Source organism: Clostridium sp. OM02-18AC (assembly GCF_003481825.1).
Classification (GTDB): Bacteria; Bacillota; Clostridia; order Lachnospirales; family Lachnospiraceae; genus Brotaphodocola.
In genome coordinates this window covers 63,438-82,455 of the sequence record NZ_QULW01000013.1, presented here as the reverse complement: position 1 = coordinate 82,455, position 19,018 = coordinate 63,438, and the positions used below count along the sequence as shown (strand labels likewise).

Genomic DNA, 19,018 nt, shown 5'->3' with positions numbered 1-19,018 from the left:
GATACGCCTGTAACTTAGAACAGCGCAACTATGCGCAATGTCCATGCCGGATACGGCAGGTTTCCACATTACAGGTAGTCCACTGAATATCTGCCTGCATTCATGCGGATTTAGAGTCTGCCAATACATCGTGCAACACTCTCAAATCTGCATAAACACATGAGGTTCTACGCTTTATTGAAGGAACTTTTGCCTCCAGTAAAGACCTTTCCGTTTCCGGGAAGGGTTTTAATAATTCTCTGATAAAATATCTTGCTCCAATATTATAGGATGCAGATAAATCACAGTTGTATGTTTTCCCATTTTTGAATACACACAAGCTGTGATTCTTTTTGCTTCGCTCTACCATACCACTTCCATCATAAGCAAGCCTACTGGTATTGTAGGCACAGACCCTCGCCAGTCTTATTCCATGTCTGTGAGCCTGATGCTCGCATATATTCTGAATATCCCGTTTTCTCCACATATGAAGCTGCTGACGCTTCTTTCCAGAAATAAACCCATTTATCTCTAAGTACTCAAAAACCAGTACATCTGCCTGATATTCCCCCGCATAGGTTACGATTGCATTTGCGATTTTCCTGGCTAATTCCATGTTCAGTCTCTTGGCATAGGTCCATCTGCTCTTTATCTGCCCGGAACCATGTTCTCTTTGAAATCTGCGAATTCTGCCCAACACATGGTACAGCCGGTCTTTGTCACTGGGGAAATCTATAAATTTTCGTCCCAGAATAGTTCCGTCTGAACGCATGATTGTGCAAACCGCATCCGTATTGATTCCCAGATCTATGCTACAAATGATTTGCTCATTTACAGCATGTTTCGTCAATATCACATCCTCCGTATAAGAAAATCTCAGAAAATATTTTTGATGCTTCTTCTCCAGAACTGGGGCCATAGCGCAAACTCCTGACCAATGTTTTCTCAGATATTCCATATCTGTATGCAGCAGAGAAACGCGAAACCATTTCCAGTCATAACCATCATATAATTTTAGATATGCAACATCTTCCCCTGACTCGCTCGGTTTGTACATGACATCTCTGTAAAATACCGGCATCGCATGATTTTCATATACGAGCTTCGGCTTCCCTGATAAATCGCCGTTTTCCCATAATTTCATTCGTGTTTTATAAGAAGATACACTTCCAAGTGCATGCTGAATCGCTGCGCGCCTCAAGTAAGATGGCATTTTAACAAAGCGCTGATCAAAATCAAATCTGGCCACATTTTTCTTTGTATTATGTACAAGATGTTCCGCTTCATTAAACCGCTTTTGGGCATTCTCAATTTCTGAAAGTTCTTCCCATACTTCATGATAAACTTTAGTCAGATAAGAAACTGCCTGACGATAAATCCTCAGTGTATGGTGAAGGGGAATATTCTGTTTTTTAATTTCTACACCATAACTGGATACCGTCTTCATAAGATTTTCCTACTTTCGCTTTTCTTTCTCCTTCTGCCCTTCTATGTACGACAAAACCTGTTCTTTACTGCGCTCACTCACTGTCACTACACAATAGGAAGGATTCCAAAGGTGTCCACCCCACAACTGCTGTTTTAATTCCGGATGTGAAAGAAATAACTGTCTGGCAATATTTCCTTTCATGATTTTAATCATGTCAGAAATAAAGAACTGTGGGCGACAATCCACAAGCAGATGAATGTGATCCGGCATTATCTCCATAGCCAAAATCTGAAAGTGATACTCTTCCGCCAATCCTTGTAACATTTCTTTGCATTCCACATCGATTCCATTTGCTAAAACTTTTTTACGGTATTTTGTACACCATACCAAATGATACTGTAAAGAATAAACATAACCTCTACCATACGAAAGACTATTTTCCTTAATATTAAATATATTATTATCCATATTTATAGTATACCATATGTATTGCCAAGATGCAAATGTATGTTCGATTCTTATTTATATTTTTTGCACGCCTAACTCATCACTAAAGTAACGAGAATGCGGCGTGCATTTTTTCAATAAAGCTATATTCAGAATCTAAATTTACAAGTGAATAATCTTTTACCTGACACACTGTAAAGTCTTGCTCAATCCTTTTTATTTCCATAGACTTATTCATTATCCTTTTTCATGAATTCAATATATTCCTGCCCCCAATTATGCATCGCTTCTATTACCGGATGAAATTTTTTCCCAATTTCTGTCAGCGAATATTCTACCTTAGGCGGAATCGACTCATATTGTTTTCGCTCCACCAGACCATTTTCCACCAATGTCTTTAATTGAACAGATAAAGTCGCATGTGTCATCTTTGGCATAAGACGCAAAAGATCATTGAAACGGATGGGATCATCTTCCAGATAATGCATAATTAAGACAGCCCATTTTCCTGAAATCAAACTCTGTGCTGTCGCATAAGGACATTTCCCAAAACGATCTTCCATTGTCGAATCCGTTTCAAATAATCTTTCCATATCATTACCTCTTATACATCAAATTCATCTTTTAAATCCATCATTCCACGAATCTCTGCATGACCATTCTCAAGATAGAACATTCCCATCTCCCAGCCATTTTTATCATACAGATTCATAATCTGTGGCATTGCTGTACGCACCTTTTTCAAAAGAGCCTCATCTTTCACAATCTTTACAGTTCCATCATAACGCATAAACTCGTTGCCATTAACGGCTAACACTTCAACGTGGGGATTTTGCATTAACTGCAAAAAAACATTTTTGAACGTACCACATCCAAAATATAATTTACCATCATCTAACATATGGAATCCAAATGGACGTCCCTTTGGTTTATCTCCATCTGTAGTCAAAAAATAAAATATTTTTGCCTCATCTAAAAATTGATTTACTTTTTCAATATTTGTCATATTGGTATCCTCCTTGTTTATATAGTCATATTTTTGAACTGGTTTAATTATATGACTGATAAAGTAATGCATCAAGTACGATTATTTTTGATACTTGGTATCTTGAAGAATACCTATGTTATCTACACAAATTCCGACTTACCGAATTTTTCCTTCACATCTAATCTACTGCCTACAACCACCCAAAATGGTCGAGTTGCCGGATTGGTTGTCATCCGTTTTCATTTTCCCAAAAGCATCCCGAAATGCCTGACATCTAATCCACTGTCCCAAATCGCGACATCTAATCCGAGGTTACAACCTGACACACATTTTGCAGTAAATATGTTTCCATATAAGAAAACCGGGCTTTTTCAGGAGTCAGGCTTCTAATCCCAACTTCCGAAAAAGCCTGGAAATACACCACTTTCTGGCACTTGATTTTATTTCCTTGACATCAAGACTACCGTCTCCACATGCCCGCTCCACGGGAACATATCCACCGTCCGCACCCGCTCTACCTGGTATCCTCTCTCGCCCAGATATTTCACATCTCTTGCAAGGGTCGCGGAGTCGCAGCTGACATAAACCACTTTTTTCGGTGCCATTTTCACGATGGTATCCAGACACACGCTGTCACAGCCCTTGCGCGGCGGATCCACCACGATCGTATCAGCATAGACCTGGTTCTTTTCATACTGCTCCGGCAGCACCTCCTCTGCCTTTCCTACAAAGAATTCCACATTTTCGAAATGATTTAATTCTGCATTGGCTCTCGCATCGTCGATGGCCTGGGGAACGATCTCGACTCCATACACTTTTTTTGCCTTCTGGGCAAGGAACAGGGAGATGGTTCCGATGCCGCAGTACAGGTCCCATACGGTTTCTTCCCCGGTTAAAGCGGCATATTCCAGTGCCGTTCCGTAAAGCTTCTGGGTCTGGACCGGATTGACCTGATAGAAGGATAATGGAGAAATCCGATAGCAGACATTGCCGATATAATCGGTAATATAACCAGGTCCATACAGATTTACGATTTCTTTTCCCATGATGACGTTGGTCTTTTCGCGGTTGATACTGCAGGAGATGCTGACCATATGCGGCGCCGGAATCTCTGTGTTTGCCCTGTTTCCTGCTGCCTGTGCTTCCATTCCTGCGTCATCTGTCTCTGCGCCCTCAGCTGTTTCCACATGTTTTTCCGGGAACAGCTTCACAAGACGCTCCACCAGCACCTCCGCCGCTTTCAGCTTCTTCACCCCTCCATTCAGTACCAGACATACCATCAGTTCACCCGTGGTAAAGCCTTTTCGGATCAGTACATGACGCACCAGACCACGGTGTGTTTCCTCCTCATACGGCGCAATATGGAATTCTTCCATAAAAGCGCGGATGCAGTCCAGGATCGGCTGGTTTTCTTCCACGCCAAGCAGACAGTCCTCCTGTTCAATGATGGCATGGGTGCGGCCTGCATAAAAGCCGGTGATGATACGGCCATCCTTGTCTTTTCCAAACGGAAACTGTGCCTTGTTGCGGTAACGCCACGGCTCTTCCATGCCGATGATCGGCTCCATGGGAATCTCCGTGAGTCCGCCGATGCGGCTTAAGTTGTTGCGCACCTTATTTTCTTTAAATTTCAGCTGCTCCTCGTAGCTCATGGCCTGAAGCTGACATCCGCCGCACTGGCGGGCAGACGGGCAGTGTGGAGTGACACGGCAGTCCGATGGCTTTACCACCTGCATCAGACGGGCAAAACCATATGATTTTTTTGTTTTCATAACCTTGGCTTCCACCACATCCCCAATTACGGCATCCTTCACAAACCAGGTGAAGCCGTCGGTTTTGCCGATTCCTTCCCCGGTATCGCTCATATCTTCTATCTGAACCTGAAATACATCATTCTTTTTCCAATCCATGTTTCGCTCTATCCTTTCATCCAGTTCCAACCCTGATTCTTTCCTATCATTTTACGGGTTTTCTTACCACTGTGCAAGTCTTCCCTTTTTGTTTGTCACGATTTCTGCCAATCCGGCCTTACTGGCATCTTCTTTTTCCGTAAGGACTTTCCTTTTATTTCCATTCTTTTCCGTAAGATTTTGTTTAGAAACTTTCCGCTTTCTTCACAATCTCCTCAAACTTTAGACACATTTTTCCAGTATCATATAAGCATGATGTGAGGGAGAGAAAACCAAACGAACCCATCATCATAATGGACAGCAACTAACAAACATGTTCGTTATGCACCTGTTATAAAAGAGCCCGGCGGCACCAAGCGCGCAACCGCTGCCGGGGTCGTCAAACAACAACCCGTTTCCCGGATGACACACCGGATGAACGGTCCTATATATTGGTACACAATACATTACCTCTTTCCCCTTTTTAATCAGAAAACGCGCCGGTTTTGGCGCGTTTTCTGATTTTTTCTATTCTTTTAACACTCTGTTGTCTTCCGTATATTCGTCTCCAGCAGCCGGTTATATCCAAGCCATCCCTGGTTGTCCCCCGCACCGCGCAGCACTTCGATCATCGTCTCCATCTTTGCGTCTGCGTTGTCCGCGAAGTTTAAAGCCATCGCTTCTAAGAGAGCCGGTTTTTTCGGGGAACCGTACTCCAGTTCTCCGTGATGCGCGAGAATGCAGTGCTTTAACTCGCTTGCCAGCTTTGGCGGAAAGCCTTCGATGGTGCGCATGCGCTCGCCAACCATCTCCGTTCCGATGATGATATGGCCTAACAGCTGACCGTCATCGGTATAGTCATTTGCCGGGAATGTTGACAGCTCTTTGGTCTTACCGATGTCGTGGAACATGGCTGCAGTTAAGAGCAGGTCGCGGTTTAACATCGGGTAGGCAGACGCAAAGTAATCGCACATCTTGGTAACGCTTAACGTATGCTCTAAAAGACCGCCTACAAATCCGTGATGCACGCTCTTGGCTGCGCTGTGGAACTGGAATGCCTTCGCAAATTCCGGATCCTGGAAGTAGCTGTCCAAAAGCTGTTTCAGATATGGGTTTTTTACAGATGCAATAAACGCAAGCAGCTCGGAATACATCTGTTTTACATCTTTTAAGGAGACCGGAAGGTAATCTGCCGGAATGTATTCACCCTCATCGGCTTTACGGATCCGCTTTACGTTCAGCTGCTTTGCACCCATGAACATGGTCACGTCTGCATCGACGTAAACATAATCCAGCGTCTCAAAATTTCCGACGCCCGGTGATCCCAGATCCCATATTTTTGCGTCTACTGTGCCTGTTTTGTCCTGAAGGACCAGGTTTCCGTATTCCTTTCCGTTCTTGGTCAGCGCGATCTGCTTATTTTTGCACAGATACACGTCGGAAACATGCATGCCTTCTCTGAAACTGTCAATATACTTCATATCTCTTCCTTTTCTTTCTATCTTGCTTGTGATTCTTATTTCCAGTGCAGATCAAATCTGCACTGACCACTACCTGCTTCCCACCGTTACGTCAAACTCCAGCTGCGTGTAGCTGTCGCGCCCGTTCCGCTGCACGGTAATGTGCACCGTCTGGCCGCAGGTCATCTTTTCTACCGCTGCCTGGTATTCCTTCATCGATGTAATTGGCGTTTTATCGATCTGTGTGAGGATGTCTCCGTTCTGGATTCCCGCATTGTACGCCGGTTTCTCGGTAACAGCATTCATGACATAGATGCCCGCCGGCATTCCGCCATCCATCTGCACTTCGGTTACCTCCTGGCCGACAATGCCGACGCAGGGAACGCCCTGGCCATTGCTCAGCTTTTCCAGAATTCCCTTGTAATCGGAAATACCAAAGATCTCCGCCATATTGCTGCCTGCCGCCGAACTGTCAGAAGCGGAAACGGCCCAGCCGATCAGCTCTCCATCTGTATTCATCAAAAATGTGCCGCGGTCCGCATCCGTTAAAATATGGGAATACAGCATCCGGCAATGCTGGTCAACCATCGGATTGCTGCGCACCACATAGGAAACAAATCCGTAATCAAGCGAATGAACGACTCCGGCCGGACTGCCGATGGATGCGATCATATCGCCCTGACACACCTGATAGGAGTTTCCGAGCGGAACCGGCTCTAAATCTTTTAACAAAGACGTGCTGATGTCGCCCGCGCTGACACTGACGATCGCCATACCGGATGTGGTATCCTTCTGTTTCATATGACCGCTCACATCGTTTCCATTCTCAAAGGTTACCTTGATGGAATCCGCCTGCTCGACTGCATCCTCTGGTGTCAGGATCAGCAACTCCTGGCTGGTCTTCGCGATGATGACTCCGGCATATAACCCCGTTGTTTCCACCGGATTGTCGAACCAGTCCGTGTTCTGCTGGACAGAATGTACGACCACCACACTTTTATCCACAGCCAATGCTTTGGAACGCAGACTGTTTAACAGGGAATTCAGATCATCTACCGTATAGCGGTAATGCTCCAGTGCACTCTGGACCATCTCCTCCACCGGCTCAGTTTCTGTCTCAGACGCACGCTCCGTCTCCTGCGCTTCTGCGGATGACTCCAGCTCATCCTTCGGGATAGATACCGCCGATGCCGTCGGCTTGTTTCCGTCGGATAACTGCTCCATGATCGGACGGGTCAAAACAAAACAGACTGCAGAGACGACACCAAAAATGATTCCGGCACAGGCAGCTGTTGCCATTCTGGTACCAACCTGCTTTTTGCTTGGAGCCGGTCTTACGATCTTTTCGCTGATGAAATCGCGGTCATTCTTTTTTTCATGTTCAGGTTTCTTTTCTGGATCCCGTACCTCAGACATTCACGTCCTCCTTACTTCATAATAAATCCTCCCCTGATGCATGCCTGCGCAGACTTTCCGTTCCTGTACACGCACATGTGTCCAGCAGCGCTTTTCCCATCTTGCAATTCTGCGCAGATGGTATGCATTATCTCCTATTATAAGGTTCTGACCCGATTTACGCAACTAAAAAAGTATGTGCCCCGCCCTTTCGCAGGAATTCATTTCATGTTATAATCGAATTGTTTATTTTCACTATATATAAAGTAAATCGAGGATTTTTATGAACCAGAAAGTATTAAAGACATTAGAATATAACAAGATCATCACCCAGCTGACCAGCTATGCTGCTTCCACCCCCGGAAAGCTGTTATGCCAGAACCTGCTCCCGATGAGCGATTACCACGAGATCGTACAGGCACAGACCGAGACAAGTGATGCGCTCACCCGTGTCCGCATGAAGGGAAGCCTTTCCTTAAGCGGTGTCCGCGATGTGCGGGATTCCTTAAAACGCCTGGAGATTGGCAGCTCCCTCAGCATTTTAGAGCTGTTATCCATCAGTTCCCTGCTGACGGTTGCCGCGCGTGCCAAAACTTACGGTCACCACGAGGAATCCGAAGAGTTCCCGGATGACTCCTTAGACTCCATGTTCCGGAGTCTGGAGCCGTTAACCTCCGTCAACAACGAGATCAAGCGCTGCATCCTCTCCGAGGATGAGATCAGCGACAACGCAAGCCCGGGGCTTCACAAGGTCCGCCGCTCCATGCACGGCATCAACGACCGCATCCACACCCAGCTGAACAGCATCTTAAACAGCTGCCGTTCTTACCTGCAGGACGCTGTCATTACCATGCGCGACGGGCGCTACTGCCTGCCGGTCAAAGCAGAATACAAATCCCAGGTCAACGGTATGGTCCACGACCAGTCCTCCACCGGTTCCACCCTGTTCATCGAACCGATGGCCGTCATCCAGTTAAACAACGAACTGCGCACCCTGGAGATTCAGGAGCAGAAAGAAATCGAGGCAGTTCTTGCCAATCTAAGCGGCCAGCTGATGCCTTACACCGAGGAGCTTGCCATCAACCTGCAGATCCTGACCAGACTGGACTTCATTTTCGCCAAAGCAGCGCTGTCCCGCCATTTCAAGTGCAGCGAGCCGAAGTTCAACACCGAAGGCCGCATCCACATCAAGGATGGCCGTCATCCGCTCTTAGACCCGCAGAAAGTTGTTCCGATCACCGTCTGGCTGGGCACCGATTTTGACCTTCTTATGGTCACCGGTCCAAACACCGGCGGTAAGACGGTTTCCTTAAAGACCGTCGGACTCTTCACGCTGATGGGTCAGGCCGGTCTGCATATTCCGGCATTCGAGGGATCAGAGCTGGCTGTATTTGAGGAAGTCTTTGCTGACATCGGAGATGAGCAGAGCATTGAGCAGAGCCTCAGTACCTTCTCTGCCCACATGACCAACATCGTGCACATTTTAAATCAGGCAGACAGCCATTCTCTTTGCCTGTTCGATGAGCTCTGCTCCGGAACCGACCCGACCGAGGGCGCGGCTCTGGCCATTGCCATCTTAAACTTCTTGCACAACATGAAGTGCCGCACCATGGCCACCACCCATTACAGTGAGTTAAAGATCTACGCGCTCAGCACCCCAGGCGTGGAAAATGCCTGCTGCGAGTTCGATGTGGCAACCCTGCGCCCAACCTACCGCCTGCTCATTGGCATTCCTGGAAAGAGTAATGCATTCGCCATTTCCAAAAAGCTGGGACTGCCAGACTACATCATTGACGATGCAAAGACCCATCTGGAATCCGAGGATGAAACGTTTGAGGATGTCATCAGCCGTCTGGAGGAAAACCGTGTCACCATCGAGAAAGAACGTGCTGAGATTGAATCCTATAAAGCCGAGATCTCACGGCTGAAATCCGGTCTGGAAAAGAAAGAAGAGCGCTTCGACGAGCGCAAGGATCAGATGATCCGCAAAGCCAATGAAGAAGCGCAGCGCATCCTGCGCGAGGCAAAGGAGACCGCTGACCGCACGATCAAAAACATCAACAAGCTGGCGGCTTCCTCCGGCATCGATACCAGAGCCCTGGAGGCAGAACGCACAAAGCTGCGCGAAAACTTAAAGAAAGTCGACGGCAATCTGTCCTTAAAACAGGAGACCAAAAAACCGCACAAGGCCATCAATCCGAAATCCTTAAAGCTCGGAGACGGCGTGCGCGTTCTCTCCATGAACTTAAAGGGCACCGTCAGCAGTCTTCCGGATGCACAGGGCAACTTATTTGTCCAGATGGGCATCCTGCGCTCCAAGGTCAACCTAAACGACCTGGAACTTCTGCAGGAAAATTCCGTCAGCGGACCGGGCATGGAATCCCGCCGCAAAGGAAGCGGAAGCAGCAACATCAAGATGTCCAAGTCCTTCGGCATCTCCCCGGAGATCAACGTTCTGGGCATGACCGTAGACGAGGCCGTTGCGCAGCTTGACAAATACCTCGACGATGCCTACATTGCCCATCTGCCGCAGGTACGCATCGTGCACGGCAAAGGCACCGGAGCCCTGCGCGCCGGTATCCACAAGCACTTAAAGCGCTTAAAATACATCAAAGAATTCCACCTGGGCGGCTTCGGCGAAGGCGACGCAGGCGTAACCATTGTAGTATTCAAATAAGAAAAATCCGGGCAGCCGGATTTTTGCACAAGACGCAGCTGCTGCTGCAGACAAACACAGCACAGGAAATATCAGGAGGAAACGACATGGCTGAGAAACAGCGGATTTTAATCGTAGACGATGACGAGAACATTGCAGAGCTGATTTCGCTCTATCTGATGAAAGAATGCTACGAAACTTATATTGTAAATGACGGCGAGGAAGCCTTAAAAATTTTCCCGGAGTTCAAGCCAAACCTGATCCTTCTGGATCTGATGCTTCCGGGCATCGACGGCTACCAGGTGTGCCGCGAGCTGCGTGCCACCTCCCAGGTGCCGATCATCATGCTGTCCGCCAAAGGCGAAATCTTCGATAAGGTCCTGGGACTGGAACTTGGCGCCGATGACTATATGATCAAGCCGTTCGATTCCAAGGAACTGGTAGCCCGGGTCAAAGCTGTGCTGCGCCGCTACCAGGCTGCCCCCGCTCCAACGATACCGGAACCAGCCCAGCAGGGCGAGTATGTCGAATACCCGGACCTGACCGTAAACCTCACAAACTACGCGGTCACCTACTGCGGTCACTCCGTGGAGATGCCGCCGAAGGAACTGGAGCTTTTGTACTTCCTGGCTTCTTCACCAAACCAGGTATTCACCCGAGAGCAGCTCCTCGACCATATCTGGGGCTACGAATACATCGGAGACACCCGGACCGTCGACGTACATATCAAACGTCTGCGCGAAAAGATCAAGGATCACGCCAACTGGGCGCTGACCACGGTGTGGGGCATCGGATATAAATTTGAGGTGCGGAAATAAAGGCCGGGCGTGTGCGAGGCTGACTTCCTACATTTTCACATATCGTTGTTCGCTTGCTTTCGCTAACACATGTTCGCCTGCATCGGATTACATCCGCTGCAATCGGACATGTGTGCTCAAGAGGCGAAACAACTGATATGCTGAAAATTCCGGAAGCCAGCCTCGCACACGCCCTACTTTATTGGCTATGCCAAATTATTACTGGATCCACGCTCCATCTCCTCCGACATAATATCCGTCCGGTGTCCGGGTGTTGACCAGCATCGCGCCATTGCTGTCCGTATAATACCACTTTCCATTTTCATTGATCCAGCCGCAGCGCAGATATCCGTTCTGTCCGAAGCAATACCAGATTCCGTCGATCAGTACCCAGCGACCTGCCGGGTAACTTCCATCCTTAAACTGGAACCATTTTCCACCCTGATCGATGCACCAGTGATTGCCCTGTGCAGTGGAAACATTCTGTCCGTTTGCTCCTGCCGAGCCCGGACCTCCGGTGCTGGCACTGCTTCTGCCGTTATCTCCAGGGCCGCCGGAAATGTATTTTCCATTGCCAGGACCACCACTGGAGGACGAAGAGCTATGATAACCGGAGCTGATGTCATCCGCCTCTGAAGAGGTCAGATAGATCGTGTCAGAACTTTCCCAGTCACCCTTCTCTGAGCCGCTTCCCACAGCGCGCACTTCAAAATAGTAGTCGCCTTTGCGGGTCATACGACCGGCAAAATCGTACGAAGTATCGTATACCGAAGTGGTACTCATGACGGTAGAATCATCCCGGTACAGCTTCACCTGATAATAGCGCGCTGCCTTATTTTCATTCCAGGCCCCGGTTCCGGAGGAGCCATCCCAGCTGGCACCCGTGACACTTAAATCACCGTTGTCCAGCTTATCCAGCTTGATCACGAGAACCAGCGTTTCTTTGTCATCTTCCCGTCTGCAGGTCACATAGGAAGCATCATCCCCGTGGAAAGAAAAATCACTCTTGCTGGTACAGTTGAAATAATAACCACTGTCCGCATACAAGGTCACTTCTACTCTTGGGGTCATACCGCCTTTCCAGTCATCGTCCTCGTTCGTGATCTCTGTTCCGCCAACCCGGTAATTTCCACCATCCGCAGTCACTGAAACATTCCCGCTGCTGCTTCCCGCCTGAATGGAAGAATGCACAGTCAGACTGACACTGTTAATCTTTGTGCGGGATTCAGCGGCAATAGCGGTTCCGACACTCGCCCAGACAAAAACTGCTGCCAGTATAACTGCTGCGATTCGATGCATCCCTGTTTTCCTGTTTTGATTCGTTTTCTTTGCTTCACTGCTGTTCCCCATAATTCTGCTCCCTTCTCGTTACAAATACTCTCGTAATCGCTCCTGTAGCTGCCTTTTTAATTTTTCACACCTCTGCGTTTCGCAGAAGAAAAAGCAGCTTATACATGCAAAATAGTTTTCCATGCCGTTACAGATTCGTCGCCAGCGGCAGCGAAAAGATAAACTCCGATCCCACGCCCTCGGTGCTGACCACATCAATATTCTCCCCATGCGCCTGAATGATTTCTTTCACAATGGCGAGTCCCAGACCGGTTCCTTTTTTATCTTTTCCGCGGGACAGATCCGATTTATAGAAACGGTCAAATACCTTCTTCACACTGTCCTTTGGAATTCCGATGCCCGTATCCTTCACCGAAACGAAAATCTTTTCGTTTTTGATGCGGGTCTGAATGTAAATGGTGGAATCCGGATGGCTGAATTTGATGGCATTGTCGATCAGGTTATACAGTACCTGCTGAATCTTGCCCAGGTCCGCGTAAACCATCTGAATGTTATCGGAAAAAGTCAGCTCAAAGTTAATATTTTTCCTGCCGCACGTTCCCTCAAACGATGCCGCCGTGTCCTTGATCACGCGGTTAATGTCAAAGCTGGACCGGGAAAGATAGCCCTTGCTGTCTAAAGAATTTAAAGTCAGCATGCCCTGCGTCAGCTTCGTTAAACGCTCCGTCTCGGAAATGACCCTGGTTAAATATTTTTCATACATCTCCGGCGGGATGGTCCCGTCGATGATCGCCTCCAGATACCCTTTGATGGAAGTCAGAGGCGACCGGAAATCGTGGGAAACATTGGCGATAAAGTTTCGCTGATATTCCTCCAGTTTGTTGAGTTCACTGGACATATAGTTCAGCGTACCGGCAAGATATCCCATCTCGTCCCGGGTATTTAAGTCAATCTGGTAATCCAGATTTCCCTGCGCATATTCATTGGCACCTTCCGTGATCTTTTTCAGCGGGAAGTACACCGTCTTGGTAAACACCAGAAGAATGATCAGCGACAGGATAAACAAAAGTCCTGCTGTTATGTAAACCACATTCAGGTTCGAATTGCTCATCTCCCAGATCACACTCATGGGCAGATGCACCAGCACATAGCCGTATGTATTATAATTTCCGGTAATCGGTGCCGAAACACTCAGCACATCATATGGAAACAAATCATAATAAGATCCGGTCGAGTACGATTTGTTTCCCGTTGCAGTCGGATCAAACCCGTCTATGGTCGTCCCCGCCCGCTTGTTCTGCTCACTGTCCACCACAATGATTCCCTGCCGGTTGACCACCCAGATCTCCGCCCGCACAAACTTTGCCACCGCCTGAAGCTGCGGATAAACCGAATCCAGATCCTGCTTATTCCCCTGATACACCTTGCTGTAAGCAGATGCAATCAGATTCGCTTCATCGTACATGGCCTCCGCCTGGTTTTTCACCTGATTTCGGTTCATCAGCTGCGCGGAAAATGTCGCGATGGACGCAAAGCCCAGTAAGCCAAACACCAGGTAGCCTAATATAAATTTATAGTAGAGTGAATGTTTCATAATAATAGAAAACCTCTTATTTTGTGATAAATATCTTAATGTATCTATTCTATCACAAAATAAGAGGGAAAGAAACGAAACAATATCGCAGAACGTATTTAATATTTATACGCTCTGCGCTATCAAACTTTATTATTCTTTCATGAATCCGGCTAAAGACATCATAGGTTCCATCCGCTTTCCTGCATAAAAATACCGTTCTTGTCATGCCTTCCATTTCCTCCACCAAGGCATTTCTCCATTCCACCGTCTCATACTTAGCCGGAATAACCATTTCATCATGGTCAACACGAATCACACCCTGTTTTCCATCTTTTCCGGTAACTACGGCAAATCCATCATACAGTTCTGAAATTTCCTTATACTCAGGATATATTTTTTTAATCGTTGGCTCGGTCTGAAAATTAACGGTATCCAAATCCAGCAAAACCGCCTGTCCATCCTTTACTCCAGTAGCAAGATTATCAACCAACGGCAGTCGGTTAATAGAATCAAAACCATCAAAAATAGTTTCTCCATGCTCATTAATGAGCGCCCACGTCCCATCTGGATTCTGCACTCTTGCAAATTCATCCTGACGTTCCGAAAATTTGAAAGCCTGCGAATAACGTCCCGGTACAAGGACTGAAATATTCCCTTTCTCGTTCTTTGCATAACCAATCAGACCATTTTCCTGATCGATAAAGCGAAAAAACCTGCTATTATAATAATCGTCATAAATAAATTTACATGGACCAAAAACCGTCGTTCCTGCACATTCCAGAAAAACACCATTGGATGTGTAATTTTCATTCAGATTATCTGGAGAGTCTGAGATGGAAGCTTCTGTTTCCGACTGGTCTGTTTGCTGCTCTGCCTGAATTGTTTCAGGTTCCGGCTGATCTGATTTTTCTGCAAATGTTTCGGATATCTCCGTCGGAATAACGGATTTTTGTGATTTACATCCCGTTATTCCAATTGAAAATCCTATACAAAGAAATACCATTTTTAACCAATTATGTTTCTCATCGCTTTTCATCACATTTCTCCTACAGCACAGACTGCACATCATTTAATCTATAAACTTATAATAGCATAAAATACCGGAATGCTCATACACAAACTGGCAAGCATATAGCAATGGACGCGGGACATAGCGATAATACCATTTCGATGAAATATATTCTTTCTGTTTTTCCTTTGCAAATTCAGAGTTCATTCTATATGTTTTTTTCAAATTTTTATTATTTTCCAGATAACCAACCTGATTGTCTTCTGATTTCACATGGAAATAATCTATAGCATGCCCTGTTCCGCTTTCATCCAAAACTTGAAAAATTGCCCCCTGCCTATACGGAATTTTTTGTTCATTAACAACCTTATCTAAGTCTGCATATGTATGATCAGAAAAATATCCTCCCGTTTCTGTCTCTACATAAGCAACATTAGTATCATTAATTCCAACATTGCTAATATCAAATCCTATAAAATAAAACAAAAGCAAAGGCATGACAATATATAACAGCCGTCCTTTTGTCCATTCACGCATGGTCATAAGATAAATAAATCCAACATAACATGGGAAAAACAGAACATACAATTCCCAGTCAGGCAACGCATTCCATGCAATCCAAAGAGCCCATGCTCCTGATACAGACATTAACAACTTCGGCAGCAGTTTATCATGTTCTGTTCCAGATGCCAAACATGCTAAGCCTGCTCCACAACAGAACAATACCCGTAAGGCAAACCATATTATTGGTAAAACTGCATCTGACGCCATGATAAATCCCACAACAATTAAAAACAATAAACCACTTATCACTGTACCTGCATCCATTTTCCGCTTCACTACTCCTTCACTTTGGTTTTGTAAATCATAATTTGCTGTTCTTTTTTCGTTTCCGAAGCATCGCTCTTAACACTAGCAAAAAACCAAAAAAAGCCAATACAATACCCGCAGCCAATATATATGTTTTCATTTTTTCATTTCCTATAAGCGTGTATACACTGAAATGCTCTGTGTCAAATACCAAGCAATCTCCTTCTATTTGCGTTTCCATTTTGCTCAGGCTTCCATCTGTTTCTACCCGGTACACTCTGGCTCCTCCAAATTCGGCAAAAAATCTTATCTTTTCCGGAATCGGAATAAAAACTTTTACTTTTCCATCCGGTTGTATTTTTTCTCCATTTTTCAACAACGAGATATCATACGTATAAACAGAGTCATTGGTAAGTTCCTGATACCATGCAGGTGCACATTCTTGCAATTTGTCCAGTGTATCCTGTGCCAATTCAACTCGGAAAACGTTCAATGCTGTATCATCAGAAAAACCTTTACCACACTCAACCTTAATCTGTTGAGAAGTTCGGATGTTTTCGCTTGGGTTCTGTATATAAATAGCCCCTGTATCCATGGCATCACAAAAATCCATAGCCTGCAGGCTCAAATTTTCTAATTTTCCTGTATTAAAGATGATATCAAATCCTGCTTTGGCAGGTCCCATAAATTGCTTTAATGTTTTCCACTCTGTATCCCTCCAAACCTCTTTTATTGTATCAAAAATAATCTCCTCCCATCCCTCTTCTTCCAAATTCTCTTCTAAAGTTGAAAAATAGTTTCCGATTCCTTTTTCAGAAAATAGAGATTCTTTCGTTACATTTTCGCACAACTTCTTTGTCAGTTCTTTCTCAACTTTTGCATATTGTTTTTTTTCTTCTTCTGCAATCAAGTTTAATGTTATCTTTTCTGTAAATTTCTTTTCTTCCTCCGTTTTCAAGGCAGATTTTACCATTTTTCCAAATGACACAATCATACTTCCTTCATTAACCAGTGCTACCACCAATGATATTTTGGGATCATTGGAAATCCTGATATATCCATTTTCTGGAATTTCTACAGTAACGGGAGTTTTTTTTGAAAATCCAGTTTCCTGCTTATAAGTTCCAATCGTTTTATTTATAAATCTATCACGAATCAACATTGCCGTATTATCCAACAGGGCACCTTTTATATCTGTATTATTGGATTTCATTTTCTGAATCAAAATTGCTTTCTCTATAGTTCCATCTTCCCTGTACACCTCTACAGCACCATGCGCATAATTCGTATTATATACATCAAAAGAAACCTCTGCCGTTTTATTTTCATTGATTTCATATTTGTAACTGTCGATATAAAGTCCATTAATATTATAAAAATTGGCATACTCTCCATTTGCATCTTTTCCCGGTACTGTCTGAAGTGTATAAGAAAGGCTATTATCCTGATAAACCGTCACAGGTATACTGGCTGCATATCCACTTATCGCATCCTGAAAAGTAACCTCTGTCGTACCAACACTTCTTCCTTTTAACCTCACACACCGCTTCCCGTCTATCGTATCAGCTTTTTCTACGTCAAGAATAGAAGCATCACTCACTGTAACTGTAACTCCGGAAACATCATCATTCCATTTTCCAGATATCACAATTCCTGCACTTAGATCTATCGTCTCTTCTTTCCGGATGCTAAGATTGGTACAATCAGAATATAGATACATGCCATCTTCCAATTGCACTTCTTCCCCATTCAAAATCTTCCCGCGATCTGCAGAATTTTCATTTTCACCGTACTGAAACGTACACGTAATGTGACAATTCATTTCTGCATCATATCCTTGATAAGTCAATGATACTTTTCCATCAATAATCATACTTTCAATCGTGCCTGTTTCTTCGTTTAAAATCAGTTCAACCTCTGCATCGTCGTAATCTACGTTTTCTAAACCGGGTAGCATTTTCATTACAGCATTGCCAGTATCTTTCATTTCCCGATATTTTAAAAGTAATCTCATTTCCTGAAAGTTTTGCTTTTTTTAGTATAAATTCATCTAGTGTATGAAAATCATAATATTCTGGTTGCAATTTCAAATCCAGTTCTTTCTCTTCTGGTTTTGTATATTCATAGTGCGCAATCCCATTTTCATATAAAACATCATACGCAATCGTTTGCCCTATCATATTTGCTTCAACAGAACCGGATAATTTAATATTCGCAGGATTTTCTTCTGAATAATCTGCAATATTCATATCTGACATGAGTTTCACTTTTGTTTTTATCGTACTTCGATCCTTATTCATCGTCACATCAGCATCCATGACTATATTTTCCACCCAAGAATCAGTTGCCATTGTAGCGTTTTTTGCTTCCAGGTATACTTCATACGCTTTATTCTCTTTCGCTGCATAAACCGAAACCGGGCAAGCTGTAAATCCTATCACAACAGCTAAAAAAATACTCATTATTTTTTTCATTCTCATCCTCCTCAATCGTCAAACATTCAATGACAACCAATCCCAGATACACATCAGCAACTTAGATTATCTACCGCATATATTCAAGAAGGGCTCCACGGCAAACTCCGTGAACCCCTCCTTTTCACTATATATGTTTCAAAACTCTAAACTTGATATAACTCTTAATACACACTGCCCATGCTCTCTGGTTCCAAATACCAGGATTTCCCAATTTTAACCAAATATAAATCTATCGTATTTGTTCCTTCGGTTTCCCCGGTTTGAATATTTACTTCTACTTCTACAAATTTTGCAGCAGATATCTTTACGCCAGCCTCTTGATACCGATCCTTCAGATCATCCAATTCATAACCTTTTATCTTTTCAACACTTGTAATTTTATAAGACTTTTTTATATCTTTCCATTTAATTCCAGTTTGGGATTCCATTCGTTCTATATCTTTTTTCATACTTTCTTTTGTATCTTTGATAATCTGTCTTTTATCTGAACGCTCATAACCACTCTCTTCCAAACCATAGTCAAACATTTTTGACGAAATCAGGCTGAATATCGTTGTCGCATCTCCCTCAAAAGATGCCTTCATATACATATTGACAGTTTTTTTATAACTTCTTCCCCCAAACACCAAGCTTCCAGCAACCACAATCAAAGCAACTACTGCTATTGCCCTAACAAGCTTGTTTTTCATTATTTTCTTTAAGTCTATGTGTTTGTTTTCCGTATCCTTTTTATCCACCAACCGACCACATTCATTACAATAAATCGCATCGCTGTCGTTTTTTGCTCCACAATGTACGCATAACATAGAAATTCCC

Annotated in this window: 16 protein-coding genes; 2 read left to right on the top strand and 14 right to left on the bottom strand. The window is 44.7% G+C overall.

Going from position 1 to position 19,018, the window contains the following annotated elements:
• Positions 1-100 precede the first annotated feature (100 nt).
• The 7 genes from DXB18_RS10365 to DXB18_RS10330 all read right to left on the bottom strand — a co-directional run bounded on the left by DXB18_RS10365 (position 101) and on the right by DXB18_RS10330 (position 7,608).
• Positions 101-1,426 (bottom strand): IS200/IS605 family element transposase accessory protein TnpB, encoded by a 1,326-nt coding sequence (locus tag DXB18_RS10365; protein ID WP_118707643.1) that lies wholly within the window; start codon positions 1,424-1,426, stop codon positions 101-103.
• Between the two features lie 9 nt (positions 1,427-1,435).
• The gene (gene tnpA, locus DXB18_RS10360) at positions 1,436-1,876 is read right to left on the bottom strand and encodes an IS200/IS605 family transposase (RefSeq protein WP_118707641.1); all 441 of its coding nucleotides are present in this window, start codon (positions 1,874-1,876) and stop codon (positions 1,436-1,438) included.
• A 209-nt stretch (positions 1,877-2,085) separates the two neighbouring features.
• Positions 2,086-2,448 carry a helix-turn-helix domain-containing protein gene (locus DXB18_RS10350; protein ID WP_243103340.1) on the bottom strand — a complete coding sequence of 121 codons (363 nt, stop codon included), beginning with the start codon at positions 2,446-2,448 and terminating at the stop codon, positions 2,086-2,088.
• A gap of 11 nt (positions 2,449-2,459) precedes the next feature.
• Positions 2,460-2,861 (bottom strand): pyridoxamine 5'-phosphate oxidase family protein, encoded by a 402-nt coding sequence (locus DXB18_RS10345; protein WP_118543856.1) that lies wholly within the window; start codon positions 2,859-2,861, stop codon positions 2,460-2,462.
• Between the two features lie 422 nt (positions 2,862-3,283).
• Complete coding sequence (gene rlmD / locus DXB18_RS10340; protein WP_118707687.1) at positions 3,284-4,753, bottom strand: 23S rRNA (uracil(1939)-C(5))-methyltransferase RlmD; 1,470 nt, start codon at positions 4,751-4,753, stop codon at positions 3,284-3,286.
• Positions 4,754-5,268: 515 nt separating this feature from the next.
• Complete coding sequence (locus DXB18_RS10335) at positions 5,269-6,213, bottom strand: HD domain-containing protein (protein ID WP_118707639.1); 945 nt, start codon at positions 6,211-6,213, stop codon at positions 5,269-5,271.
• A gap of 69 nt (positions 6,214-6,282) precedes the next feature.
• On the bottom strand, positions 6,283-7,608 hold the full coding sequence (locus DXB18_RS10330) for a PDZ domain-containing protein (protein ID WP_118707637.1): 1,326 nt from the start codon (positions 7,606-7,608) through the stop codon (positions 6,283-6,285).
• A gap of 262 nt (positions 7,609-7,870) precedes the next feature.
• On the opposite strand from DXB18_RS10330, the gene DXB18_RS10325 reads away from it, so the two are divergent.
• Together DXB18_RS10325 and DXB18_RS10320 are read left to right on the top strand one after the other, a co-directional pair.
• Positions 7,871-10,264, top strand: coding sequence for an endonuclease MutS2 (locus tag DXB18_RS10325; RefSeq protein ID WP_118707635.1), 2,394 nt, complete (start codon positions 7,871-7,873; stop codon positions 10,262-10,264).
• Positions 10,265-10,350: 86 nt separating this feature from the next.
• Positions 10,351-11,061: a response regulator transcription factor gene (locus tag DXB18_RS10320; RefSeq protein ID WP_118707633.1), complete on the top strand. Its 711-nt coding sequence runs from the start codon at positions 10,351-10,353 to the stop codon at positions 11,059-11,061.
• Between the two features lie 198 nt (positions 11,062-11,259).
• On the opposite strand, the gene DXB18_RS10315 is transcribed toward DXB18_RS10320, so the two are convergent.
• From DXB18_RS10315 to DXB18_RS10285, 7 genes are all read right to left on the bottom strand, one after another.
• Positions 11,260-12,339: a hypothetical protein gene (locus tag DXB18_RS10315; protein WP_243103338.1), complete on the bottom strand. Its 1,080-nt coding sequence runs from the start codon at positions 12,337-12,339 to the stop codon at positions 11,260-11,262.
• 178 nt (positions 12,340-12,517) lie between these two features.
• On the bottom strand, positions 12,518-13,924 hold the full coding sequence (locus tag DXB18_RS10310; RefSeq protein ID WP_118543866.1) for a HAMP domain-containing sensor histidine kinase: 1,407 nt from the start codon (positions 13,922-13,924) through the stop codon (positions 12,518-12,520).
• A gap of 52 nt (positions 13,925-13,976) precedes the next feature.
• Positions 13,977-14,942, bottom strand: a complete 966-nt coding sequence (locus DXB18_RS10305) for a hypothetical protein (RefSeq protein ID WP_118707629.1) — start codon at positions 14,940-14,942, stop codon at positions 13,977-13,979.
• Between the two features lie 33 nt (positions 14,943-14,975).
• The gene (locus DXB18_RS10300) at positions 14,976-15,743 is read right to left on the bottom strand and encodes a hypothetical protein (RefSeq protein WP_118707627.1); all 768 of its coding nucleotides are present in this window, start codon (positions 15,741-15,743) and stop codon (positions 14,976-14,978) included.
• Positions 15,744-15,780: 37 nt separating this feature from the next.
• The gene (locus DXB18_RS10295; RefSeq protein WP_118707625.1) at positions 15,781-17,712 is read right to left on the bottom strand and encodes a hypothetical protein; all 1,932 of its coding nucleotides are present in this window, start codon (positions 17,710-17,712) and stop codon (positions 15,781-15,783) included.
• Positions 17,636-18,199: a hypothetical protein gene (locus DXB18_RS10290; protein WP_118707623.1), complete on the bottom strand. Its 564-nt coding sequence runs from the start codon at positions 18,197-18,199 to the stop codon at positions 17,636-17,638. Before DXB18_RS10290 ends, DXB18_RS10295 begins: the two co-directional genes overlap by 77 nt.
• Before the next feature lie 164 nt (positions 18,200-18,363).
• Positions 18,364-19,008: a zinc ribbon domain-containing protein gene (locus DXB18_RS10285; protein WP_118707621.1), complete on the bottom strand. Its 645-nt coding sequence runs from the start codon at positions 19,006-19,008 to the stop codon at positions 18,364-18,366.
• Positions 19,009-19,018: the final 10 nt, after the last annotated feature.